This is a genomic window from Streptomyces sp. NPDC094448 (assembly GCF_044763775.1).
GTDB lineage: Bacteria > Actinomycetota > Actinomycetes > Streptomycetales > Streptomycetaceae > Streptomyces.
On the sequence record NZ_JBIWGU010000006.1, the window covers coordinates 221172 to 243614 of the forward strand.

Annotated in this window: 21 protein-coding genes; 6 read left to right on the top strand and 15 right to left on the bottom strand. The window is 73.6% G+C overall.

Annotated elements, in window-relative coordinates:
* Positions 1–65: 65 nt before the first annotated feature.
* Both rpmI and infC read right to left on the bottom strand, forming a co-directional pair.
* Positions 66–260 (bottom strand): 50S ribosomal protein L35, encoded by a 195-nt coding sequence (rpmI, locus tag ACIQ9E_RS13985; RefSeq protein WP_003959822.1) that lies wholly within the window; start codon positions 258–260, stop codon positions 66–68.
* 125 nt (positions 261–385) lie between these two features.
* Positions 386–1021, bottom strand: coding sequence for a translation initiation factor IF-3 (gene infC / locus ACIQ9E_RS13990; RefSeq protein WP_403706833.1), 636 nt, complete (start codon positions 1019–1021; stop codon positions 386–388).
* Between the two features lie 370 nt (positions 1022–1391).
* Here infC and ACIQ9E_RS13995 point away from each other — a divergent pair, with 370 nt between their 5' ends.
* On the top strand, positions 1392–1790 hold the full coding sequence (locus ACIQ9E_RS13995; protein ID WP_403706534.1) for a DUF1844 domain-containing protein: 399 nt from the start codon (positions 1392–1394) through the stop codon (positions 1788–1790).
* A gap of 201 nt (positions 1791–1991) precedes the next feature.
* Here ACIQ9E_RS13995 and ACIQ9E_RS14000 read toward each other — a convergent pair whose 3' ends face one another.
* The gene (locus tag ACIQ9E_RS14000; RefSeq protein WP_403706536.1) at positions 1992–2735 is read right to left on the bottom strand and encodes an SseB family protein; all 744 of its coding nucleotides are present in this window, start codon (positions 2733–2735) and stop codon (positions 1992–1994) included.
* 185 nt (positions 2736–2920) lie between these two features.
* On the opposite strand from ACIQ9E_RS14000, the gene ACIQ9E_RS14005 reads away from it, so the two are divergent.
* Positions 2921–3442, top strand: coding sequence for a serine hydrolase (locus ACIQ9E_RS14005; RefSeq protein ID WP_403706538.1), 522 nt, complete (start codon positions 2921–2923; stop codon positions 3440–3442).
* Between the two features lie 124 nt (positions 3443–3566).
* Here ACIQ9E_RS14005 and mycP read toward each other — a convergent pair whose 3' ends face one another.
* Together mycP and ACIQ9E_RS14015 are read right to left on the bottom strand one after the other, a co-directional pair.
* Positions 3567–4763 (bottom strand): type VII secretion-associated serine protease mycosin, encoded by a 1197-nt coding sequence (gene mycP, locus ACIQ9E_RS14010; protein WP_403706835.1) that lies wholly within the window; start codon positions 4761–4763, stop codon positions 3567–3569.
* A 65-nt stretch (positions 4764–4828) separates the two neighbouring features.
* Positions 4829–5692 (bottom strand): hypothetical protein, encoded by an 864-nt coding sequence (locus tag ACIQ9E_RS14015; RefSeq protein ID WP_403706539.1) that lies wholly within the window; start codon positions 5690–5692, stop codon positions 4829–4831.
* 1544 nt (positions 5693–7236) lie between these two features.
* Here ACIQ9E_RS14015 and ACIQ9E_RS14020 point away from each other — a divergent pair.
* Entirely contained in the window at positions 7237–8439 is a 1203-nt protein-coding gene (locus ACIQ9E_RS14020; RefSeq protein WP_403706541.1) for an amino acid deaminase/aldolase, read from the top strand.
* Between the two features lie 27 nt (positions 8440–8466).
* Here the strand turns inward: ACIQ9E_RS14020 and ACIQ9E_RS14025 are convergent, their stop codons facing one another.
* The 3 genes from ACIQ9E_RS14025 to ACIQ9E_RS14035 all read right to left on the bottom strand — a co-directional run bounded on the left by ACIQ9E_RS14025 (position 8467) and on the right by ACIQ9E_RS14035 (position 12068).
* Positions 8467–9252: a 3-oxoacyl-ACP reductase gene (locus ACIQ9E_RS14025; RefSeq protein ID WP_403706543.1), complete on the bottom strand. Its 786-nt coding sequence runs from the start codon at positions 9250–9252 to the stop codon at positions 8467–8469.
* Positions 9253–9256: 4 nt separating this feature from the next.
* Complete coding sequence (locus ACIQ9E_RS14030) at positions 9257–10627, bottom strand: aldehyde dehydrogenase family protein (protein ID WP_403706545.1); 1371 nt, start codon at positions 10625–10627, stop codon at positions 9257–9259.
* Positions 10628–10703: 76 nt separating this feature from the next.
* On the bottom strand, positions 10704–12068 hold the full coding sequence (locus ACIQ9E_RS14035; RefSeq protein ID WP_403706547.1) for a glutamine synthetase family protein: 1365 nt from the start codon (positions 12066–12068) through the stop codon (positions 10704–10706).
* 78 nt (positions 12069–12146) lie between these two features.
* Between ACIQ9E_RS14035 and ACIQ9E_RS14040 the strand changes: the two genes are divergently transcribed.
* The 3 genes from ACIQ9E_RS14040 to ACIQ9E_RS14050 all read left to right on the top strand — a co-directional run bounded on the left by ACIQ9E_RS14040 (position 12147) and on the right by ACIQ9E_RS14050 (position 15263).
* A complete protein-coding gene (locus tag ACIQ9E_RS14040) occupies positions 12147–12887 on the top strand; it encodes a FadR/GntR family transcriptional regulator (RefSeq protein ID WP_403706548.1) in 741 nt (246 codons plus the stop codon).
* Between the two features lie 157 nt (positions 12888–13044).
* Entirely contained in the window at positions 13045–14529 is a 1485-nt protein-coding gene (eat, locus tag ACIQ9E_RS14045; protein WP_403706550.1) for an ethanolamine permease, read from the top strand.
* A gap of 50 nt (positions 14530–14579) precedes the next feature.
* A complete protein-coding gene (locus ACIQ9E_RS14050; protein WP_403706551.1) occupies positions 14580–15263 on the top strand; it encodes a gamma-glutamyl-gamma-aminobutyrate hydrolase family protein in 684 nt (227 codons plus the stop codon).
* A gap of 6 nt (positions 15264–15269) precedes the next feature.
* Here ACIQ9E_RS14050 and ACIQ9E_RS14055 read toward each other — a convergent pair whose 3' ends face one another.
* From ACIQ9E_RS14055 to ACIQ9E_RS14085, 7 genes are all read right to left on the bottom strand, one after another.
* Positions 15270–16115 carry an ABC transporter ATP-binding protein gene (locus tag ACIQ9E_RS14055; protein ID WP_403706553.1) on the bottom strand — a complete coding sequence of 282 codons (846 nt, stop codon included), beginning with the start codon at positions 16113–16115 and terminating at the stop codon, positions 15270–15272.
* Positions 16112–16987: an ATP-binding cassette domain-containing protein gene (locus tag ACIQ9E_RS14060; RefSeq protein ID WP_403706555.1), complete on the bottom strand. Its 876-nt coding sequence runs from the start codon at positions 16985–16987 to the stop codon at positions 16112–16114. The genes ACIQ9E_RS14055 and ACIQ9E_RS14060 overlap by 4 nt, the downstream gene beginning before the upstream one ends.
* Complete coding sequence (locus ACIQ9E_RS14065) at positions 16984–17859, bottom strand: ABC transporter permease (protein WP_403706557.1); 876 nt, start codon at positions 17857–17859, stop codon at positions 16984–16986. The genes ACIQ9E_RS14060 and ACIQ9E_RS14065 overlap by 4 nt, the downstream gene beginning before the upstream one ends.
* A complete protein-coding gene (locus ACIQ9E_RS14070) occupies positions 17856–18821 on the bottom strand; it encodes an ABC transporter permease (protein ID WP_403706559.1) in 966 nt (321 codons plus the stop codon). The genes ACIQ9E_RS14065 and ACIQ9E_RS14070 overlap by 4 nt, the downstream gene beginning before the upstream one ends.
* A 7-nt stretch (positions 18822–18828) precedes the next feature.
* Positions 18829–20346 carry an ABC transporter substrate-binding protein gene (locus ACIQ9E_RS14075; protein WP_403706561.1) on the bottom strand — a complete coding sequence of 506 codons (1518 nt, stop codon included), beginning with the start codon at positions 20344–20346 and terminating at the stop codon, positions 18829–18831.
* A 46-nt stretch (positions 20347–20392) separates the two neighbouring features.
* Positions 20393–21133, bottom strand: coding sequence for a DUF1684 domain-containing protein (locus tag ACIQ9E_RS14080; RefSeq protein ID WP_366260447.1), 741 nt, complete (start codon positions 21131–21133; stop codon positions 20393–20395).
* Between the two features lie 340 nt (positions 21134–21473).
* Positions 21474–22418: a LysR family transcriptional regulator gene (locus ACIQ9E_RS14085; RefSeq protein WP_403706563.1), complete on the bottom strand. Its 945-nt coding sequence runs from the start codon at positions 22416–22418 to the stop codon at positions 21474–21476.
* Between the last annotated feature and the right edge of the window lie 25 nt (positions 22419–22443).

Consider the following 22443-nt stretch of genomic DNA (forward strand, 5'->3'; position numbering starts at 1 on the left):
GTCGGCTTCCCTGCCCCGTCAGCGGGCCCCGCCGGTGCGGGGCCGCCCGGAGGCGGGAGGCGACGTCACTTGCCGAGAAGCTTCTTGATCTTCTTGGCGTCGCCGGGGGCCATCTCCGCGTTGCCGGTGAGGCGACGCGTCAGCGTGGACGGCTTGTGCTCCAGCAGGTGGCGCTTGCCGGCGCGCTCACGGAGCACCTTGCCGGAGCCGGTGATCTTGAAGCGCTTCTTGGAACCGCTGTGCGTCTTGTTCTTCGGCATCGCGCCGTAATCTCCTCGTCAGTGGCGCTCTCGACCGGCGCGTGAGCACCGGACACGCGGGAGCGTCCAGTTCGTCTTGTCAGGTCCGGGGGCGGACCCGGGGCGGCCTGCGGCTGCCCCCGGGATCACCCCTCGGCGGGCGTCTCGGCCGGAGCCTCGACCTCGGCCTCGGCCTGGGCCTCCGCCTTCGGGTCCCGGCCCGCCTTGCGTGCGGCCTGGGCCTCACGCGCCTCGGCCATGGCCTCGGTCTTCTTCTTGTGCGGTCCGAGAACCATGATCATGTTCCGGCCGTCCTGCTTCGGATTCGACTCGATGAATCCGAGGTCTTCGACATCGGACGCGAGGCGCTGAAGCAGTCGGTAACCAAGCTCGGGGCGGGACTGCTCACGACCACGGAACATGATCGTGATCTTGACCTTGTCGCCCTGCTTGAGGAACCGGACGACATGACCCTTCTTGGTGTCGTAGTCGTGCGGGTCGATCTTCGGCCGGAGCTTCATCTCCTTGATGACCGTGTGCGCCTGGTTCTTGCGCGCCTCACGGGCCTTCATGGCCGACTCGTACTTGAACTTCCCGTAGTCCATGAGCTTGCACACGGGCGGCCGGGCGTTCGCCGCGACCTCGACGAGGTCGAGGTCGTACTCCTGGGCGAGTTCGAGAGCCTTGGCGAGCGGGACAATGCCCACCTGCTCGCCGCTGGGACCGACAAGCCGTACTTCGGGAACGCGAATCCGGTCGTTGATGCGGGGCTCGGCGCTGATGGATCCTCCTCGGTAGCACCGCGCGGCCGACTGGCAGACGGCCGCGAGCGTCTGGTGAGACCAACCCGCGCAGGAGCAGAAAAAACGCCCCGGACGGGACACAGGCGGCAGCTCCTCGAATACCGGAGCACCGCCGCGGAACCCGCGGGGCGCACATCGGGCGGTTCCATCGTCCGTACGGAACGATGGGGACCGCCTGACCGGTGACCCGCCGCCCGGAAGGCGGTCAGGTGGGAGATCGGAGCCTCCACTTGTGGGCCGGGCACAGTCGTGTCCGGCCGGTCGTCACACAAGGTTAGCAGCTCCGGCGGGGCGGTGCTAACCGGTGGCCCCGGCGGCGCCGTATCCGGCGGGGCATATCGTGGGCGTCATGAGTGACGCGACCCCTTCCCCCGGCGCCGGCGAGTCCCTTCAGCCGGGCGCCTCTGCCGAATCCCCCGACTTCGACGCCCTGACCCGCGATATCGCGGAGGTGCCCGCCGTCGAGGTGATCGTCACGGTCGCGGTGAACCTGATGAGCGCCGCCGCGGTGAAGCTCGGTCTCACCGAGGACGGCGACGAGCACAAGGACCTCGACGAGGCCCGCAAGCTGGTGCACGCCCTGGCCGGGCTGCTGGACGCGAGCACCACGGAGATCAGCTCCTTCCACGCGGCCCCGCTGCGCGACGGGCTGAAGTCGCTCCAGCTCGCGTTCCGTGAGGCGTCCCTGGTGCCGGACGGTCCCGGTCAGGGGCCGGGCGAGAAGTACACGGGCCCGGTCTACGGGTAGGCCGCGTCTGACAAATAGCGTCGTCCGCCCGGAGGGCGGGGCCCGCGGCGTCCGGTGCGTGCAATCGCAAGGCGGAGGGTTTCCCTCGTACTGGACGTACTCGGGAAATCCCGACAACGCAGCGAGTGTGCGTGCCGGGCGTCGCGGGCCAGACGGGATTTGTCAGACACGGCCCAGGGGCCCCTCCCGGATCGGACGGGATCAGGAACGTACGTAGAAGGGCTCGCCCGGAGGGGTGGCCCCGGCCGGCAGCAGCGCCAGGTCGAGGCCCCGCACCAGGCGGGCCCTGAGTACGTCGTGGCCCGCGACGGCCCTGGCCACCCGTCCGGCGGCCTCGGCGGGCTCGGCACCGTCCGCGAGGACCAGGGCGAGGGTGCCGTCGGTGCCGTCGCCGGGCAGCAGATGGACCCGGACGACGGCGGGCTCGGCCGCCATCACCTCCCGTACCGCCCCGGTCACCGCCGGATCGTCCAGCGGGTCGGCGCTGGTCCGCCCCTCGGCCAGGGCCCGCAGCGCGGCACCGCTGAGCTGGTAGGGCACGGGACCCGCGAGGTCCAGCACCAGGGTGTCGGCCTGCTCGTGGGCGACCGCCTTCAGCGCCTGGTGCAGCGGCACGGCGACCGGGCGGGCCTTCGGGTCCCAGCGGGCGAGGGTTTCCAGGGATGTGAACGCGGGCAGCGCGCGCCGGTCCCCCGCGGTGAGCGTGGGCACCGCCATCTCGCTGGTCTTCTCCCGCCGGAGTCCGTTCCCGTCCGTCTCGACCTCGCCGAGGACGGCGACGACGGGCACCAGCAGCCGGGCCCCGGCGAGCGCCGCCAGGACGGCCCCTTCGGCCCCTTCGGCCGTCCGGTCCCCCGCCCAGGCGGCGAGCGCCGCCGTGAGCCGCGGGTCGGCGGTGCCGTCGTCTTCGGAGAAACCGGGATCGGGGATGTTCTTGAGCGCCACGTGCCGAGCCTAGTTCCCTCCGGTCGGCGGCCCGCCACGGGGTGCTCCGGATGGCCTGCGGCCGTGACCGATCCGACCGCCGTGCCCGGACCGGCGGGCCCGGGACTGTCCGTGGCCGTCCGCACCGCGGCCGGCGCGTGGTACGGCGGGGACGCCGACCAGGGCTATCCCTCGGCATCGTCAAGGTGTCGATCCTGGCCGCTCTGCCGGCGCGCGGGCGTCCGCTGGAGGCGCACCACCGGGAGTGGGCCCGGGACGCGATCGTGAGCAGTGACAACGACGCGGCGACCGCGCTCCGGCGGGACCTCGGCGGCGCCGGGGCGCTGGACGCGGCACATGCCCGCCTCGGCCTCACCGGTACGACCGCCGATCCGGCCTGGGGCCTGACCCGCACCACCGCCCGCGATCAGCTGACCCTGCTGCGCGCCGTGTTCCGGGAGCCCGTGTACGCGCCGCTGCGCGAGCTGATGGGCCGGGTCCGGGCGGACCAGGCCTGGGGGGTGTCGGCGGCCGCCCCGGGGAACGGCGGATGGGCGCTGAAGAACGGCTGGATGCCGATGCGGACGACGGGCCTGTGGGTGGTCCACTCCGTCGGCCGGGCGGCCGGCCGGCTCGTGGTGGCGCTGTCGGACGGGCATCCGTCGAAGGAGGCGGGGATCGCACGGGTGGAGGCGGCGGTCCGGGAGGCGGTGGCGGCCGCGCCCTGAGCGGCTCAGGCGCCCGGCCGGGGGCGGAGGCGGTCCGGTGCCGGTGCCGGTGGAAGCAGGCGTGGTGCGGAGCCGGGCCGGTACGGCGCCGGTGCGCTGTGAGGCGGGTGCGGTACGGGGCGGATCAGGCGCCCGGCCGGGGGCCGGTGCCGCGCCGGAGTACGACCGCGATCGCCAGGACCACCGCACCGGCAACGCCCACCAGTGGCGCAAGCCAGTTGGACGGTGTCTCGTCGGGCTCCTCGGGCTGCGGCCCCGGCCCGAAGTACGGCTTCGCATAACCCGCCGTGGCCGTCTTCGGATCCCGGGGACGGAGTTGCTTCCCCGCCTCGATGGCCGCTGCCGGGTCGATCGTGCCGTAGCCGAGGGAGTCGTCCCGGCCGGAGTCGGGACGGTCGCGGGCGGTGTCCACGAGGAGTCGTTTGATCTGGGCGGGGGTCAGACCGGGGTGGGCGGAGCGGACCAGGGCGACGGCACCGGAGACGAAGGCCGCCGCCGCGCTGGTGCCCCAGCCCTCGTAGTACTTGCGGTCCGGGTCCGGTATCACGATGTCGACCCCGGGCGCGCTGACGGTCGCGTACCAGCGGCGGGTGGAGAAGGAGGCGCGGTTGCCGAAGCGGTCCACGGCCGTGACGGCGATGACGCCCGGGTAGGCGGCGGGGTACGAGATCCGGTCGCCCTTCTCGCCGCCGTTGCCCGCGGAGGCGACGACGACGGCACCCTTGGCGAGCGCGTACTGGACGGCCGCGTCCTCGCCGGGTTCGGGGTGCGCGGACTCGCTGTCGTCGCCGAGGGAGAGATTGATGACGTCGGCGCCCTGGTCGGCGGCCCAGCGGATCCCCTGGGCCAGGGCGGTACCCCGGGATTTACGGGCCTTCTCGCGGGCGTTGTCGCCGCCTTCGAGGATGACCCGGACGGGCAGGATCTTCGCCTCGGGCGCGATGCCGACGACCCCGGACTCGTCGTTCCAGCCCCGGCCGTGGGCGGCGATGATCCCGGCCATCGCGGTACCGTGCCGGGCCCAGGAGCGGTCGCCGCGCACGGCGCCGAAGCCGATGAGGTCCTTGCCGGGCAGCACATTGCGTTTGAGGTCGGGGTGTTCGTCGTCGACACCGGTGTCGAGGACGGCGACCGTGATGCCCCCGCCCTTGGTGGTACGCCAGGCCTCGTCGGTGTTGAGCGCGTCGAGCCCCCACTGCTGGACGCGGATACCGTCCGCGCGCGCGGGGACGGCGGGCAGCAGTGCGAACGCGGTGGCAGCGGTGAGCGCGGCGGCACGGTGCAGCCCGCGGCGCCGGAGGCTGCCCCCGCGGGCGGGCACCGGCGTACAGACGGTGGCGTGCGCGGCGGCGGGCGTACGGGCCGTGCGGGAGGCGGGCTTCGGGGTCACTCGGGGGCCTCCGTCGGGGGGTTGAGCGCCGCCCGGAGCGCCCGTTCGGCTCCGGCGGCCAGACCCGCGGCCTCGTGGCCGAGACCGGCCTGCGCGACGGGGGCCGTCGATGTGGCGTCCCGGGCCGCGGCGACGGGCTGCGGCCCCTCCGCGGTCCGGCCGTCCGCGAAGCCGGAGACGGCGTAGACCACGACGGGCGCGTCGGGCAGCACCTTGAGCGACCAGCTCGCCCGCTGGGCGGCGCCGAACCGCTCGGCGACGGTGCCCTTGGCCGGGAAGGCGCGCGGCAGCAGATCGGGGCGCTCGTCCAGGCTCTGGGTGTCGACGCGCTGGGCGAGGGCGGCCATATCGTGCTCGTCGGCGCCGGTGAAGACCATGCCGACGGTGGTCACGTTGGTCGAGGTGGCATCGGTGTAGGTGGCCCGGACGACGCGGACGCAGCCGGTCTTCGACAGGGTGGCGGCCAGCCCCGGGTCGAGTGCCGCGGCACAGTCGCTGTCGGGCGCCACGGCGATCCGGGTCCAGACCCGGTCGGCCTTGCCGGGTCCGGCCTCGGGGCCGCTGACCGTCCGGGGGAAGAGGCTGTCGACGGGCGCGGTGTGCCAGAGCGCGTGCGCACGGTCGTAGGCCGACTCTTCGGCGGAGCCGCCGCCGGGCCCGCCGGTGAGGAAGGCTGCGGTGACGGCACCGCCGATCAGCCCGAGTCCGAGTACGGCGCAGACCGCGGCCACGGCGGTCCGCACCGGTCGCCGCGCGGGCACGGGCCGGAGCCGGGCCGTGATCTCGGCGTACTCCTCGGGCGGGAGCAGCGGTGCGTAGGGCGGGGGTACGGGGGGACGGGTCGCGCGCTCGGGGGGCAACGGGCCCGCCGGGTGCGGCCGTACGGACCCGGATTCGGCGCCGGACGGTGCGGGCGCGGGGCCCGCGGGGGCCGGCGGGGGAACCGCGGGCCGGGCAGGCGCGACCGGCCCTGCGGTACGGGCCGGACCGGGTCCGTCGGCGAACGGGGCACGGACACCCGGGCCGGGCGGCGGGCCCGCGGAAGGAGCGGGCGCGGCGGAGGCTCTCGCGGCGGACGGCGGGGCCGTCCGTTCGGCGGGCGCCCCGGTCCCGGCCGTACGGGAAACCGCAGGCCCGGTGGGACGACCCGGCCTCGCCGGGCGCGGGCGCACGGCGCGGGACGCCGCGGCCGGCGGGGCATCCGGGCGTCGGGGCCCGGCGGGGTCCGGTGCTGCCGCGCCGGTAGGGGACGTCCCGGGCGCAGCGGGCCGGGCACCGGCGGCCGCCGGGGACTTGCCGGGCGGCCCGGCGGGGCGCACCGGACTTCCCGCGGCCGGGGCTTCGGCTTCGGCTCGGGCTTCGGGGGGCAGTTCCGGGCCGGGCGCCGCGGGGCGCCGCGCCCTCGGCGCGGGAGCCGCCGGGCGGGGGTCCGGCTTCGCGTTGCGGTGCTCCCCCGCCGGGGTCCCGGCGGCCGGAGGCGCCGGCGGACGCGGTGGGACCGTACGCGGGCCGCCCGCTTCCGGAGCACGACCGGGCGTACCGGCCGGGGGAACCGCCGCCGTACCGCCACCGGTTCCCCCGGGGGGTACGGCGGGCTCCGGCTCGGCGCCGGACCGGGGTACCGCCGGGCCGGGCGGGCTCGACGGATCGTGCGGTGCGCCGGAGGCGGCGGGCTCCCGTCCCGTACGGCCGTCCCCGCCCCCGGAAGCGTTCCGCGGCTGCGGGGACGGGATACGGAGCCGGGCCGTGTCCCGGTCCCGGTCCCGCGCGGCGCCGCCGCCGACCGGTCCGGAGCCGGTCCGCGGACCGGGAACGACGGGGCCCGTGCGCCGTGGTGCGCCCGGCGCGCCGGGAGCGGTGGCCGGGCTCCCGGTGCGCGCGGCAGCCGGAGGTCCGGGTTCCGTGCGGAGCGCCGAACCGTCCCGGGGAACCGGCGTGCCCGTGCCGAGGCGGCGCGTCACCGTGGAATCCGTGGAATCCGGGGACGGCGGCAGCGGGGTGCCGAGCGGGCGGGTCGGGGTGTCGCGGCGGGGCGGGGACTGCGGTGGACGGCGGGCCGACGGGTCGGTCGGGGCTCCGGACGGGCCGGTGGGTGCCTTCGGTACGGCGGCGGACCGCTGGGCCGGACCCGGCAGCAGGGCGTCCGTGATACGGGAGCGCGGTGGAGGCGGCGGGGTGTCGTCGGCGTGGCCGGGCGGGCTCGGTGTCTCCGTACTCATACCGTCCCCCGTGTCCCGATGCCCTTACCGCCGTCGGATCGCCCCTCGCAGCATGCTTGTTCGTCTCCGCGCCTGCGTCACTCTACGGGGTGGAGGGGGCGCGGAGGCACCGGGCGCCGACTCCGCCCGGATCTGCCCCGATCCTCCCCCTACCCCTCGGTAATCCGGTCTGGCAGGCTCTGGCCATGACTCACCGAGCCGCCGACCGGGCCCGGTACGACCGGGCCACCGCCCTGCTCGACGCGCCCTTCGCCGTCGTGGATCTGGCGGCGTTCGATGCCAACGCCGCCGATCTGGTGCGGCGTGCGGGCGGCAAGCCGGTACGGATCGCCAGCAAGTCGGTCCGCTGCCGGGCGCTGCTGGAGCGGGCGTTGGCGCAGGAAGGTTTCGCCGGGGTGATGTCGTTCACGCTGGCGGAGTCGCTCTGGCTGGCGCGGGCCGGGTTCCGGGATGTCCTGCTGGCGTATCCGTCCGTGGACCGGGAGTCCTTCGGGCGGCTCGCCGCCGACCCGAAACTGGCGGCGGCCGTGACCGTGATGGTCGACGATCCGGCGCAGTTGGAGCTGATCGACCGGGCCCGGGACGGCGGCCGGGAGGAGATCCGGGTCTGTCTGGAGCTGGACACGGCGCTGCGCCTGTTCGGCGGGCGGATCCGGGTCGGGGCCCGGCGTTCGCCGCGGCACGCTCCGGAGCAATTGGCCGCGCTGGCCCGGTCCGTGGTCCGGTGGCCGGGATTCCGGCTGGTGGGCCTGATGGCGTACGAGGGGCATATCGCGGGTGTCGGGGACGCGGTGGCCGGGAGTCCGCTGCGGTCCCGGGGGGTCCGGCTGATGCAGCGGACGGCCCGCCGCCGGCTCGCCGTGCTGCGCGCGGAGTCGGTCCGGGCGGTCCGGGCCGTGGTGCCCGGGCTGGAGTTCGTCAACGGCGGCGGGACGGGCAGCGTGCAGAGTACGGCCGCCGAGGACGCGGTGACGGAGATAGCGGCGGGCTCGGGGCTGTACGTACCGCGGCTGTTCGACCACTACACGGCGTTCTCGGGGCGTCCGGCGGCGCTGTTCGCGCTGCCGGTGGTGCGCCGGCCGGGGGTGGGCGCGGTGACGGTGCTCGGCGGCGGCTATCCGGCGTCGGGCCCGGCGGGCCGGGACCGGCTGCCGGTGCCGTATCTGCCGGAGGGGCTGCGGTACGACGCCGCGGAGGGCGCGGGCGAGGTGCAGACACCGCTGCTGGGCTCCCCGGCGGACGATCTGCTGATCGGGGACCGGGTGTGGTTCCGGCACGCCAAGGCCGGGGAGCTGTGCGAGCGGTTCGCCGTACTGCATCTGATCGACGGCGACCGGGTGGTGGACACGGTGCCGACGTACCGGGGCGAGGGCCTCACCTTCCTGTGACCCCCGGCCCGGGTGGCCCGCAGCCGGCTACAGCGGGGTGACGTACGCCCCCGAGAGCCCGCCGTCGACGAGGAAGTCCGTCGCGTTGACGAACGAGGCGTCGTCGCTGGCGAGGAACGCGACGGCGGCGGCGATCTCGTCCGCTTCGGCGAACCGTCCGACGGGGATGTGGACGAGCCGGCGGGCGGCGCGCTCGGGGTCCTTGGCGAACAGCTCCCGGAGCAGGGGGGTGTTCACGGGGCCGGGGCAGAGGGCGTTGACCCGGATGCCCTCGCGGGCGAACTGGACGCCGAGTTCGCGGGACATGGCGAGCACCCCGCCCTTGGACGCGGTGTACGAGATCTGGGAGGTCGCGGCGCCCATGATCGCCACGAAGGAGGCGGTGTTGATGATGGAGCCGCGGCCCTGGCGCCGCATATAGGGGAGAGCGGCCTTGCAGCAGAGGTAGACGGAGGTGAGGTTCACGTCCTGGACCCGCTTCCACGCCTCCAGGCCCGTGGTGAGGATGGAATCGTCGTCCGGGGGCGAGATGCCCGCGTTGTTGAAGGCGATGTCGACGGAGCCGTAGGTGTCGTACGCGGCCCGGAACAGCGCCTCGACCTGCTCGGGGTCGGTGACGTCGACACGGACGAACAGCCCGCCGGTCTCCTCGGCCGCGGCCTTGCCCGCGGTTTCGTCGATATCGCCGCAGACGACGTGGGCGCCTTCCGAGGCGAGGCGCCGGGCGGTGGCCAGGCCGATGCCGCTGCCCGCGCCGGTGACGACGGCGGTCCGGCCCACCAGCCGGCGGCAGACGTTCTGGGGTTCGCTCATGGGGTCAGTCCTCCGTGCTGATGAAGACGTTCTTGGTCTCGGTGAAGGCGGTGAGGGCGTCGGGGCCCAGCTCCCGGCCGAGGCCGGACTGCCGGTATCCCCCGAAGGGGGTCCAGTAGCGGACGCTGGAGTGGGAGTTGACGGAGAGGTTGCCGGCCCGGACGGCGCGGGAGACCCGGACGGCCCGGCCGACGTCACGGGTCCACAGGGAGCCGGAGAGGCCGTACTCGGTGTCGTTGGCGAGCCGGATCGCGTCGGCCTCGTCGTCGAAGGGGAGGACGGCGGCGACGGGCCCGAAGATCTCCTCACGGGCGGCGGGCGCATCGGGGCCGAGGCCGGTGAGGACGGTGGGCGGGAACCAGAACCCGGGGCCGTCCGGGGCGGTGCCGCGGATGCCGGGCAGTTCGCCGGGGGCGTAGGAGCGGACCCGGTCGAGCTGGGCCCGGGAGATCAGCGGGCCCATCTGCACCGACTCGTCCGCGGGGTCGCCGACCCTGACGGCTTCGATCGCGGGGGCGAGGAGTCCGAGGAAGCGGTCGTACACGGTGCGCTGGACGAGGATCCGGCTCCGGGCGCAGCAGTCCTGGCCGCTGTTGTCGAGGAAGGACATGGGGGTGGCGGCGACGGCCGCTTCGAGGTCGGCGTCGGCGAAGACGATATTGGGGCTCTTGCCGCCGAGTTCGAGGGTGACGCGTTTGACGGTGGCGGCGCAGCGGGCCATGACGGCCCGGCCGACCCGGCCCGATCCGGTGAAGACGATCTTGGCGATGCCCGGGTGGTCGACCAAGGCGGCGCCGGTGATACCGCCCGCGCCGGGCAGCACCTGGAAGAGGTGTTCGGGCAGTCCGGCCTCCAGGGCCAGCGCGGCGAGCCGCAGTGCGGTGAGGGGGGTGGTCTCGGCGGGTTTGAGGAGGACGGCGTTCCCGGCGGCGAGGGCGGGCGCGGTGCCCCAGGCGGCGACGGGCATCGGGAAGTTCCAGGGGGCGATCACCCCGACGACGCCGAGGGGTTCGAGGAAGGTGAGATCGATGCCCCCGGGGACGGGGATCTGGCGGCCGCTGAGCCGCTCCACTCCCCCGGCGCTGTAGTCGAGGAGGTCGCGGACGTTCCCGGCCTCCCAGCGGGCGTTGCCGATGAGGTGTCCGGCTTCGAGGACCTCCAGCCGGGCGAGTTCCTCGATGTGGTCGTCGACGACGGCGGCGAAGCGGCGCAGCAGCCTCGCCCGGTCGGCCGGGGCGGCGGCCGCCCAGCCGCGCTGGGCGGCGGCGGCACGGGTGACGGCGGCGTCGACTTCGGCGGGCGCGGTGGCGGCGACCTGGTCGACGAGGGCGCCGGTGGCGGGGTTGAGGACCTCGTGGTACTCGGGGTGGTGCACGGCGTTCCTTTCCGGGGCGCGGGCGGGCCGGGACGGGACGGGTGGGCCGGGGGCGGCCGGCCGCGGGCGCACGGGCTCAGTGGCGTTCGAAGGAGCGGCGCCGCTCCCAGTCGGTGACCGCGGCGTCGTACGCGGCGAGTTCGACCCGGGCCATGTTGAGGTAGTGGTCGACGACCTCGGCGCCGAACGCGGCCTTGGCGAGGGGGCTGGTCTCCCACAGCTCGGCGGCCTCGCGGAGGGTGGTGGGGACATGTGCATGTCCCGCCGTGTACGCGCTCCCGGTGCACGGCTCGGGCAGTTCCAGCTCCTGTTCCACTCCGTACAATCCGGCGGCGATCATTCCGGCGACGGCGAGATAGGGATTGACATCACCGCCGGGGAGCCGGTTCTCGAAGCGCAGCGAGCGTCCGTGCCCGACGACCCTGAGGGCGCAGGTGCGGTTGTCGTGCCCCCAGGCGACGGCGGTGGGGGCGAAGGAACCGGGCTGGAAGCGTTTGTAGGAGTTGATGTTGGGCGCGTACAGCAGGCTGAATTCGCGCAGCGCGGCGAGCTGTCCGGCGAGGAAATGCCGCATCACGGGCGACATTCCGCCGGGCCCGTCCCCGGCCATGACGTTGTCGCCGGCGGCGTCGGCGAGGGACAGGTGGATATGGCAGGAGTTGCCTTCGCGCTCGTTGTACTTGGCCATGAAGGTGAGGGAGACGCCTTCCTGGGCGGCGATCTCCTTGGCTCCGGTCTTGTAGACGGAGTGCTGGTCGCAGGTGGTGAGGGCCTCGTCGTAGCGGAAGGCGATCTCGTGCTGGCCGGGGTTGCACTCGCCCTTCGCGGACTCCACGGTGAGCCCGGCGGCGGCCATCTCGTTGCGGATCCTGCGCAGCAGGGGTTCGATCCGGCCGGTGCCGAGGACGGAGTAGTCGATGTTGTACTGGTTGGCCGGGGTGAGTCCGCGGTAGTCGCGGTCCCAGGCCTGTTCGTACGTGTCCTTGAAGACGATGAACTCCAGCTCGGTGCCGACGTTCGCGGTCCAGCCGCGGTCGGCGAGCCGGGCCGACTGACGGCGGAGGATCTGGCGGGGGGCGGCGGCGACGGGACGGCCGTCACCCCAGGCGAGATCGGCGACGAGGAGGGCGGTACCGGCGTTCCAGGGCACGCGGCGCAGCGTGGCGGTGTCGGGGTGCATGGCGAAATCGCCGTACCCCTGTTCCCAGGAGGACATCGCATAGCCGTCGACGGTGTTCATCTCGGTATCGACGGCGAGGAGGTAGTTGCACCCCTCGGTGCCGTTGCCGAGGACCTCGTCGAGGAAGAAGGGGGCCGCGAAGCGCTTCCCCTGGAGGCGTCCCTGCATATCGGGGAAGGCGAGCACGACGGTGTCGATCTCGCCCGACGCCACCAGGGAGCGCAGCTCCTCCACGGCGAGCGGGGGTGTGCGGGCAGCCATGGAATCGCGCCTCCTCGGGTCGGCCGGGAGCCATAAGGTATTGCTGAAGACCATTGCTTGGGAAGAGGGAACGGCGACGTGGCGGAGACGAACGGGCGGGACGGGGCGGAGCCGGGGCGGCCGGCGGCCGTGCTGCGGCCGGTGCGGGCGGGCAACGGTTTCGAGGAGGCGCTGGAGCAGATACTCCGGCTGCTGCGGCTCGGGCTGGTGGCCGCCGGGGAGAGGCTGCCCGCGGAGCGCGAACTGGCCGAGCGGCTGGGGATCAGCCGGGTGACCCTGCGGGAGGTGCTCAAGGTCCTCACGGAGCAGCGGCTGCTGGAGAGCAGGCGGGGGCGGTACGGCGGGACGTTTGTGCTGCCGCGTCCCGAGGCCTACGGCGAGGAGGAGCTGCGGCGCCGGCTGGCGGGCGCGGACCTTGAGGACACCCTGCGGTTCCGTGAGGTCCTGGAGGTCGGCGCGGCGGGGCTGTGCGCGGCGCACGGGCTGCCGGAGGAAGGCGGGCGGCGGCTGCGGGCGGCGCTGGCGGCCACGCACGACGCGCCGCTCGCGGAGTACCGGCGCCGGGACACGCTGCTCCATCTCACGCTGGCCGAACTGTCGGGTTCGCCGTCGCTGGCTGAGCAGTACGCGGCGGTCCGGGCGGGGGTGAACGAGCTGCTGGACTGCATTCCGATCCTGGTCCGGAATCTGGAGCATTCGCAGCAGCAGCACACGGCGGTGGTCGATGCGGTGCTGGCGGGGGACGCGGACGGCGCGCGGCGGGCGATGCGCGAACACTGCGGGGGAACGGCTGCGCTGTTGCGGGGCTTCCTGTCCTGACCCGCGCCGGGGCCGTCCGCCGGTCCTTCCGCATGCCGGAGCCGGGCGGGCCTGCGGTCCGCCGGAGCGTGCGAGTTCGGCGCAGGGGGCTTGCGCGGATCCCGACCGTACCGCAAAGGTGTCGCCCTCAACCTTTGAAGGCGGGAGGGGTCCAGCCATGGCCGAAGGAACCACCCAGACAAACACCCCACCGGAACCGGCGCCTCCGGAGCGGGTACCCGCCGACGACGGCTATCTCAGCCGCCGGATGCTGCGCCGTGGCAGCGCGGGCTGGCTGCTGCTGACCGGGCTCGGGGTCGCCTATGTCGTCTCCGGCGATTTCTCCGGCTGGAACATCGGCCTCTCCAAGGGCGGTTTCGGCGGGCTGGCGATCGCGACCGTCCTGATGGGCGTGATGTACGCCTGTCTGGTCTTCGCCCTCGCGGAGCTGTCCGCGATCCTGCCGACCGCGGGCGGCGGCTACGGTTTCGCCCGGCGGGCGCTGGGCACCTGGGGCGGCTTCCTGACCGGGACCGCGATCCTCATCGAGTACGTCCTCGCACCCGCCGCGATCTCCATCTTCATCGGCGACTACGTCGAATCCCTCGGTCTCTTCGGCCTGGAATCGGGCTGGCCGGTCTACCTGTTCTGCTTCGTGGCCTTCATCGGCATCCATCTGTGGGGCGTGGGCGAGGCGCTGCGGTTCAGCCTGGTCGTCACGGCCATCGCGGTGGCCGCCCTGCTGATCTTCGCGCTGGGGGCGTTCACGGAGTTCTCCGCGGACGGGCTGAACGACATCCCGGTCGACGAGGACGCCTTCGGCGCGAACTCGTGGCTGCCGTTCGGACTGCTCGGGATCTGGGCGGCGTTCCCGTTCGGCATGTGGTTCTTCCTCGGGGTCGAGGGGGTGCCGCTGGCGGCGGAGGAAGCCAGGGACCCGGTGCGGTCGCTGCCGAGGGCGCTGGCGATCTCGATGGCCGTCCTGGTGCTGCTGGCGGTGCTGACGTTCTTCGCGGCGACCGGCGCGCGGGGCTCCGCAGCCCTCCAGGAGGCAGGGAATCCGCTGGTGGTGGCGTTGCAGGGGGACGGCGATCCGACGGCGCTGAGCCGGTTCGTCAACTATGCGGGGCTCGCCGGTCTGGTCGCGTCCTTCTTCTCCCTGATCTATGCGGGCTCCCGCCAGCTGTTCGCGCTCTCACGGGCCGGATATCTGCCGCGGTTCCTCTCCCTCACCAGCCGCCGCCGCTCGCCCTATCTCGGGCTGCTGATCCCGGGCGCGATCGGGTTCGCGCTCGCCGCGTCGACCGGCAACGGCGGGCGGATGCTGAACATCGCGGTGTTCGGGGCGACGATCAGCTATGCGCTGATGGCGCTCTCGCATATCGTCCTGCGCCGCCGCGAGCCCGGTCTGCACCGGCCGTACCGCACGCCCGGCGGGACGGCCACCTCCTCCGTCGCCTTCGTCCTGGCGCTCTCCGCGCTGGTGGCGACGTTCCTGGTGGACAAGGAGGCGGCGGTCATCGCCCTGGCCGTCTACGGCGTGGCCCTCGCCTACTTCGCGGTCTACAGCCGTCACCATCTGGTGGCGAAGGCTCCGGAGGAGGAGTTCGCCGCGCTCGCCGCGGCCGAGGCGGAACTGGCCCGCGACCGGGGCCGGGACTGAGGGCCCCCGGCCCGCGGCCCCCATCACCAGAGCAACCCGGAAGGAGCATCGTGCCCGAGCCTCTGATCGGTGTCACCACCTATCTCGAACCGGCCGCGTGGGGGGTGTGGTCGGTGCCCGCCGCGCTGCTGCCCGCCGCCTATCCGGCCATGGTCCACCGCGCCGGCGGACTGGCGGTGCTGCTGCCGCCGGATCCGGACCCCGGAGCCGCACGTTCCGTGGTCGCCCGGCTGGACGGTCTGGTCATCGCGGGCGGTGCGGACGTCGAGCCGGTGCGGTACGGCGCCGAGCCGGACGCCCGGACGGGGCCGCCCGCCCGGGACCGGGACGCCTGGGAACTCGCCCTGATCGACGCGGCGCTGGACTCGGGCACCCCGCTGCTCGGCATCTGCCGCGGTATGCAGCTGCTGAACGTCGCCCTCGGCGGGACCCTCGTCCAGCACCTCGACGGCCATACGGGCGGTCCGGGCGTCTTCGGCCGCCACCGCGTGACGCCGGTGCCCGGCACCCGGTACGGGTCACTGGCCCCGGAGCCCGTCGAGGTACCCACATACCACCATCAGTCCGTGGACCGGCTCGCCCCGCCGCTGACCGCGTCGGCGCACGCCGACGACGGCACGGTCGAAGCGGTGGAACTGCCGGGCACCGGCTGGGTGCTGGGGGTCCAGTGGCATCCGGAGGCATCCGACGACCTCACGGTGACCCGGGGGCTGGTGGCCGCGGCGACGGGCTGAGGGCGCCTACCCGCCGGGCAGGGACCGGGCCAGCGAGGGCACACTCGCGACCAGCCGGGCCGTGTACGGGTGCTCCGGGGCGCCCAGCACGGTTCCGGTCGGCCCGCTCTCCACCACCCGGCCGCCTTCCAGTACCGCCGTACGGTCGCAGAGCGACGCCACCACCGACAGATCGTGGGAGACCATCACCAGCGCAAGACCGCGCTCCTCGCGCAGCTGGTGCAGCAGGTCCACGACCTTGACCCGGGTCGTGACGTCGAGCGCGCTGACCGGTTCGTCGGCCAGCAGCACCCGCGGATCGCAGACCGTCGCGCGGGCGATCGCGATCCGCTGCCGCTGCCCGCCGGAGAACTCGTGCGGATAGCGCCCGGCCGCCTCCGGGGGCAGCCCGACGGCGGTGAGCGCGGCGGCCACGCGCGGCACGGCCTCGCGCCGGTCCGCCAGTCCGAGGGAGCGCAGCGGCTCCGCGACCGTGTCGCCCACCCGGCGGCGGGGATCGAGGGAGGCGTACGGATCCTGGAATACGCACTGCACCGCGGAGCGGAAGCGCCGCAGCTGCGCCCGGTCGCGCGGCCGCAGCTCTTCGCCCTCGAAGCGGACCGCCCCCGAGGTGGGCCCGGCGAGGCCGAGGAGCAGTCTCAGCAGGGTCGTCTTGCCGGTGCCGGACTCTCCGACGACGGCCAGGCTCTCACCGGGGCGGACCGCGAGGGAGACCCCGTCGAGGACGGGGCGCCCGCCGGACCGGGACGACCGGTAGGTGTACGAGACCCGGTCGGCCGCCAGCAGGGCGGCGGGCTCGGCCGGTTCCCCGGCACCGGCGGCAGCCTGCGTCCCCGTTTCCGTCCCCTTCACCGTGCGGCCTTCCGTCGTTCCAGTGCGTCTTCCAGCGTGCGGGCGCTCGCCACGAGTGCCGCCGTGTACGGGTCGCGGGGCGCGCCGACGACGTCCCGTACGCTGCCCTCCTCCACCGCGCGCCCGTCCTTCATCACGACCACCCGGTCGGCGATCCCCGCGACCACCGCCAGATCGTGGCTGATGAACAGGAGGGACATGTTCCGTTCCCGGACGAGGGTGTCGAGCAGGGCCAGCAGTTCGGCCTGGACGGTGACGTCGAGGGCGGTGGTCGGTTCGTCGGCGATCAGCAGCCGGGGCGCGCAGGCCAGCGCCATGGCGAGGGCGACGCGCTGCCGCTGGCCGCCGGAGATCTCGTGCGGCCGGGCCCGGGCGATGCGCTCCGGGTCGGGGAGCCTCACCTGCTCCAGGGCACTGGTGACGGCGCTCCGCAGCGCGGCGCCCTTGAGCCCCTGGTGGCGGGCGAGCGGTCCGGCGATCTGGCGGCCGACCCGCATCAGCGGGTCGAGGGCGGTGAGGGGTTCCTGGAAGACGATCGCCGCGTCCCGTCCGCGTACCGTGACCAGCCGCTTCTCCGGGGCGCCCACGATCTCGGTCCCGGCGAGCCGGATACTGCCTTCGGCGGTGAGTCCGCCGGGCAGCAGACCGAGTGCGGCGAGGGAGGTCAGGGACTTGCCGGAGCCGGATTCGCCGATGAGGCCGAGGCGTTCGCCGGGGCGGAGGCCGAAGGAGAGCCCGTCGACGAGTGCCTGCCCGGTCCGGGTGCGGACGGTCAGTTCCCGGACGGCGAGGAGTTCGCCGGTGTCCGTATCCGCCGGGGGTGTCCTCCCGGTGCTCGTGGCCACTGCCGGACGCGGGTCGGGGATGCTCATGCCTGCCTTCCGCGGGCCGTCGGGTCGAGAGTGTCGCGCAGCCCGTCGGCGACGAGGTTGACACCGATGACGAGGACGACGAGGAGGATGCCGGGCGCGAGGGCGCCCGCGGGCGCGGTGGTGAAGGTGGCCTGCGCCTCCAGCAGCATCCGCCCCCAGGAGGCGTTGGGCGGGGGCGCGCCGAGGCCGAGGTAGGAGAGTCCGGCTTCGGCGAGGACCGCGAGCCCGAACTGCAGGGCGAGATTGACCACGAGGGTCGGCCAGATATTGGGCAGGACGTGCCCGGCGACGATCCGCGGCCAGCCGGTGCCCGAGGTCCGGGAGGCGGTGATGTAGTCCTGGGAGAGGACGCGTTTGGCCAGGATCCGGACGAGACGGGCGACGACCGCGCTCTGGGCGATCCCGATGGCGATGATCGCGGAGCCGAGGCTGCCGGAGCGGGCGGCGACGATCAGCATGGCGAGCAGCAGGGTCGGGAAGGCGATCAGGAGGTCGAGGACGGCGGAGACGGTGTCGTCGAACCAGCCCTGGGCGAAGGCGGCCAGCAGACCGAGCGCGGTGCCCAGGGAGGCGGCGATCAGGACGGACCCGAGGCCGGCCTGGACGGCGATCGTCGCCCCGTTCATGACCTGGGTGAGCAGATCGCGGCCGAGTTTGTCGGTGCCGAGGAGGTGGTCGCCGCCGGGCGCGGCGAGCCGTCCGCCGGAGGTGTCGTCGGTGGCGTACGGCAGCCAGAACACGGCGACCAGGGCGAGCAGTCCGACGGCTCCGGCGAGGACGCAGCCGGTGACGAGAGTGAGGGAGCGGCGCGGCCGCGCCCCGGTCGCCTCTGGGCTCTCGGCGGTCGTGGCGGTCTCGGCGGTCGCGTTCATCGGGGGCCTCCCGCGAGTCCGCCCCGGAGCCGGGGGTCGACGATGCGCTGGACGATATCGGCGGCGAAGCCGATCAGCAGGACGGCGAGCGTGGACACGAACAGCACGCCCTGGATGACGGGGTAGTCGTGCTGGCTGATGCCGGTGGTGAGCTGGGAGCCGAGTCCGGGCAGGGCGAAGACGGACTCCACGACCACGGCGCCGAGCAGGGTGGAGGCGAGTTCGATGCCGAGGACCGAGATGACGGGGACGGAGGCGTTGCGCAGTCCGTGCCGCCACATGGCGCCCCGGAAGGTGCCGCCGAGGGCCCGCGCGGTGCGCAGGTAGTCGCTGCCGAGGACGTCGAGGGCGGCGGAGCGCACGTACCGGATGAGGGAGGCGCTCATCACCAGGGCGACGGTGATCACCGGAAGCGCGAGGGAGCGTACGGCTTCGGCGGGGTCGGCCCAGCCGTCGGGCGGGAAACCGCCCGACGGGAACCAGCGGGCGTTCACCGCGAGCACGGCGACCAGGATCATGCCCAGCCAGAACACCGGGACGGCGATGCCGAGCTGGGAGACCCCGCTGAGCAGGGAGCCGTACCAGGTGTGCCGCCGGTGGGCGGCGACGAAGCCCGCGGGTACGGCGACGAGGACGGCCAGCAGGAACGCGGCGGCGGTCAGCGGAAGGGTCACCTGGAGCCGGGTGGCGATCTCGGGTCCGACGGGCAGCGAACTGACGAAGGAGGTGCCGAAGTCGCCCCGGAGCAGCTGTCCGGTCCAGTGGGTGAACTGCTCGGGCAGCGGCCGGTCCGAGCCGATCGCCGCGCGGGCGGCGGCGATCTGCTCGTCGGTGGCGCCGACGGCGGTCAGCGCGTTGGCCGGATCGCCGGGGAGCATCCGCAGCAGGATGAAGAGCACCACGGTCGCCAGCCCCAGCGAGAGCAGGAGCAGAGCGGACCGCCGCAGCAGATAGCGGGCCATCGGGGCGTCAGCTCTTCTTGATGCCGAAGGCGTGGAACTGCGAGTTCAGCCCGTTGAGGGGGTAGCCGGAGACCCGGCTGCTCGCCACCACGATCTGCGGGTAGAGGTAGAGCCACTCGCTGGCCGCCTCCTGGGCGGTGGTGCGGTTGACCTTCTTCAGCAGCTCGGTCTGCTCCGCCGCGGTGCCGGACCGCTCGGCCTCGTCGACCCACCGGGTGACCTGCGGGTTGTGGTAGCCCCAGTAGAAGTCGGGGTTGCCGTACCAGACCAGGTCCCGGTCGTTGACGTGCTCCTGGAGCGTGGCGTCGAAGTCCTTGTTCTTGTAGACCTTGGTGTACCACTCGTCCGGGGTGATGGTGTTGATCTTCACCTTGATGCCGACGTCGGCGAGCTGGGCGGCGATGAAGGTGGCGGCGGTGGGGTGGGGGTCGTAGGACGGGGTCTGGAGGGTGAAGGTGAACCCGTCGGCGTAACCGGCTTCCGCGAGGAGCTTCTTGGCGAGCGCCGGATCGTACGGGTCGGTGCCGGTGAGGTCCTCGTACCAGGGGTCGGTGGGCGGGACCATGGAGCCGATGAGCTTGCCGTGGCCGCCCCAGACGGATTCCAGCAGCTTCTTGTCGTCGACGGCGGCGGCGACGGCCCGCCGGACCTTGACGTCGGTGAACGGCTTGGCCTTGTCGTTGAAGGCCAGCAGCAGCTTGGTGGTCGAGTTGCCCTCGGTGACCTGGTAGGCCGGGTTGTTCTTGAACCGGTCGAGGGCGTCGGGCGACTGCTGGCTGGTGACCAGGTCGACACCATTGCTGAGCAGGGCGTTGTTCAGCGCTGCCGCGTCCTTGAAGTAGCGGAAGACGACCTTCTTGCTGGCGGCGGCGGTGCCCCAGTAGCCGGTGGCGCGGTCGAGTCCGAGGCTGGAGCCGCGGGTCCACTTGCCGAGCCGGAAGGGGCCGGTGCCGTCCGCCGTGGCCCGGAGGTCACCGGCGGCGGAGTTGACGATCCACACGTAGCTGAGGTTGTAGACGAACGAGATCGACTTCTGGGAGAGCGTGACGCGGACGGTCTTCGGGTCGGGCGCCTCGACCGTCTTGATGACGGACAGGTTCTTCTTCCGCGCGGACTGGGAGGCCGGGGCGATCACCCGCTCCAGGCTGTACTTGACGTCGGCGCTGGTGAGCTTCTTGCCGCTGTGGAAGGTGACACCGTCGCGGAGGGTGAAGGTGTAGGTGAGGCCGTCCGGGCTGACCTGGTGGGCGGCGGCGAGCAGCGGTTCGGTCTTCCCGGTGTCGGTGAGCCGGAACAGGCCTTCGTAGACGTTGCCGTGGAGGGCTTCGGTGACTCCCTGGCCGCCGCCTCCGGTGTTGTCGAGGTTCTGCGGTTCGTAGAGGGAGCCGATGGAGACGGTGGCGCCGGGGTCGTGCTTCCCGGATCCGGTGCCGCCGGCCGGGGCCCCGCCGCAGGCGGTGAGGGTGAGGGCCAGGGCGGCGGCGGTGACGGCGGGCAGGGCGTAGCGGACGCTGCGGGTGCTCATGAGGAGGCTGCGCTTTCGTGCGAGGTGGTGGATGCGGAGGCGGGGATCAGTGCGCTGCGGTCGCGCCGCCGCGGCTGACGACACGCTTCTCACCGGCCGTGACGGGCAGGTGGAGGCGGTTCTGCCACGGCGGCATCGGACAGTTGTACTGATCGGAGAATCCGCAGGGCGGCACGAACGCCCGGTTGAAGTCGAGGCGTACGGAGTCCTCGCCGGTGCGGGTGACGAAGAGGAAGCGCCCGGCGCCGTAGGTTCCGTCGTCGCCTTCGGCGCCGTTGGTGGGGTCGCCGAAGACCAGCAGCAGGGTGCCGCCGTCGTCGAAGGCGCTGAGGGTGTAGTCGCGGCCGTCGAGGGTGAGGGTGATATCGCCGGGGACGGCGAGGTCGCGGGTGCCGCCGTTGTCCCGGATGTGTTCGAAGGAGACCTTCCGGGCGCCGGGGACGGGGGTGTAGCGGGCGTCCAGGACCCAGTCGGGGTGGTACGGGAAGACCTCGGTGCGCTCGTAGGCGCGCAGGGCGGGGGCGTCGGCGGCCCAGAAGCGGAGCCCGTGTTCGGGGGCGCCGGTGACGAGGTCGGTCCGTTCGACGGTGGTCACGGTCACCCCCTCGGGTGCGGCGGTACGGGCCGCGGCGAGGTCGGGCCGCTCCCCGGCCGGGAGCCACCGGGTCTCCACGAGGGCGAGGTTGCCGGTGGCGGCGGTGACGGACCGGCGCCGCCCGGCGCACCAGGCCTCCCACTCCGCCACGGGGTCGCTGGCCGGAGGGACGGGGGCGGCGGGGTGGGACACGGCGGCACTCGCTCACTTGGTACGGAGAGACGGGAACGGACGGCAGACGGATATACGCACGGACGCACGGACGACCATACGGACATACGGCCATACGGACATACGGATGCTCGGGGGTGCCTTCCGCGCATTCGTCACAGGGCGCGACGTTCAACCCAAAGCCTGATCTTTATCTTCCATAAGGTGAACTAATGTCAAGTACAACCAGATGGTGAGACGCGGTCGTGGACGGACCGTAAGGCGGGACGTTTACCCAGGCCGGGGCGGAGTTCCAGGGGGCTGGCCGGCAAAATCCGTACCCCTGAAGGCGGTTGACGGGCGCCGGGGGTTCATGGGGTTGTCACACAGGAGGGCGAGGGGCGGTGGTGAGGCTCAGCAGCTCCCGGGCCGCTCCGGCCGGCTTCTGCGAGCGGCGCCACACCGCCCGGAGGGACCGCCGCAGGACGACGTCCGCCACCGGCACCGCCACCAGCCGCCGTGCGGTCAGCTCCTCCGTCACGGCCAGTTCGCTCAGGACCGCGGGGCCAGCGCCGCTGACCGCCGAGGCCTTCACCGCCGTGGTGGAGGCGAGTTCGAGCAGGGGCGCGCAGAGCCCGCCGTGTCCGGCGAGGGCCGCGTCGAGGACCTGCCGGGTGCCGGAGCCGGGTTCGCGCAGTACCAGGGGCGCGGCGGCGAGTTCGGCCGGGGACAGGGGGGTACGGCGCCGGGCCCAGGGATGGCCCGGCGCGGCGACCACCAGCAGCCGGTCCTCGGCGACGGTCACCCCGTCGAGCCCGGCCGGAATCCGCAGCCCCTCGACGAAACCGAGGTCCGCCCCGCCCGCGCCGAGCCGTTCGGCGACCGCGGCCGAATTCCCGGCGAACAGGGAGACGGCGGTTCCGGGGCAGCGGGACCGCAGGGCGACCAGCCAGCCCGGAAGGAGGTACTCGGCGATCGTCATCGACGCGGCGATCCGCAGCCGGGAGTCCCGGCGGGACCGCAGCGCCTGGGCCCCGGCGTCGAACTCCTCCGCCGCCTCCACGACCCGGCGCGCCCAGTCGGTGACCAGCACCCCGGCCGGGGTGAGCCGGGATCCCGTCGGCGACCGGTCGACGAGGGCCACACCCAGCAGCGTCTCCATCGACCGGAGGCGGCCGCTCGCCGCGGGCTGGCTGATGCCGAGTTCCCGGGCGGCCCGGCCCAGACTGCCGTGCCGGGCGACGGCGAGCAGCAGTTCGAGGGCGCCCAGATCGGGCACCCGGTGCGCCAGCGGCACCCACCCCGCACTTCCGGCAGCCTCGGCCATAGGCCCAGCTTATGGGGTCATCGGC

Bases quoted from the DNA above. Each gene is read 5' to 3' on its own strand.
- rpmI (WP_003959822.1), bottom strand. From the start codon at position 260: ATGCCGAAGAACAAGACGCACAGCGGTTCCAAGAAGCGCTTCAAGATC.
- ACIQ9E_RS13995 (WP_403706534.1), top strand. From the start codon at position 1,392: ATGAGTGACGCGACCCCTTCCCCCGGCGCCGGCGAGTCCCTTCAGCCG.
- ACIQ9E_RS14020 (WP_403706541.1), top strand. From the start codon at position 7,237: ATGACTCACCGAGCCGCCGACCGGGCCCGGTACGACCGGGCCACCGCC.
- ACIQ9E_RS14025 (WP_403706543.1), bottom strand. From the start codon at position 9,252: ATGAGCGAACCCCAGAACGTCTGCCGCCGGCTGGTGGGCCGGACCGCC.
- ACIQ9E_RS14035 (WP_403706547.1), bottom strand. From the start codon at position 12,068: ATGGCTGCCCGCACACCCCCGCTCGCCGTGGAGGAGCTGCGCTCCCTG.
- eat (WP_403706550.1), top strand. From the start codon at position 13,045: ATGGCCGAAGGAACCACCCAGACAAACACCCCACCGGAACCGGCGCCT.
- ACIQ9E_RS14060 (WP_403706555.1), bottom strand. From the start codon at position 16,987: ATGAGCATCCCCGACCCGCGTCCGGCAGTGGCCACGAGCACCGGGAGG.
- ACIQ9E_RS14065 (WP_403706557.1), bottom strand. From the start codon at position 17,859: ATGAACGCGACCGCCGAGACCGCCACGACCGCCGAGAGCCCAGAGGCG.
- ACIQ9E_RS14070 (WP_403706559.1), bottom strand. From the start codon at position 18,821: ATGGCCCGCTATCTGCTGCGGCGGTCCGCTCTGCTCCTGCTCTCGCTG.
- ACIQ9E_RS14075 (WP_403706561.1), bottom strand. From the start codon at position 20,346: ATGAGCACCCGCAGCGTCCGCTACGCCCTGCCCGCCGTCACCGCCGCC.
- ACIQ9E_RS14085 (WP_403706563.1), bottom strand. From the start codon at position 22,418: ATGGCCGAGGCTGCCGGAAGTGCGGGGTGGGTGCCGCTGGCGCACCGG.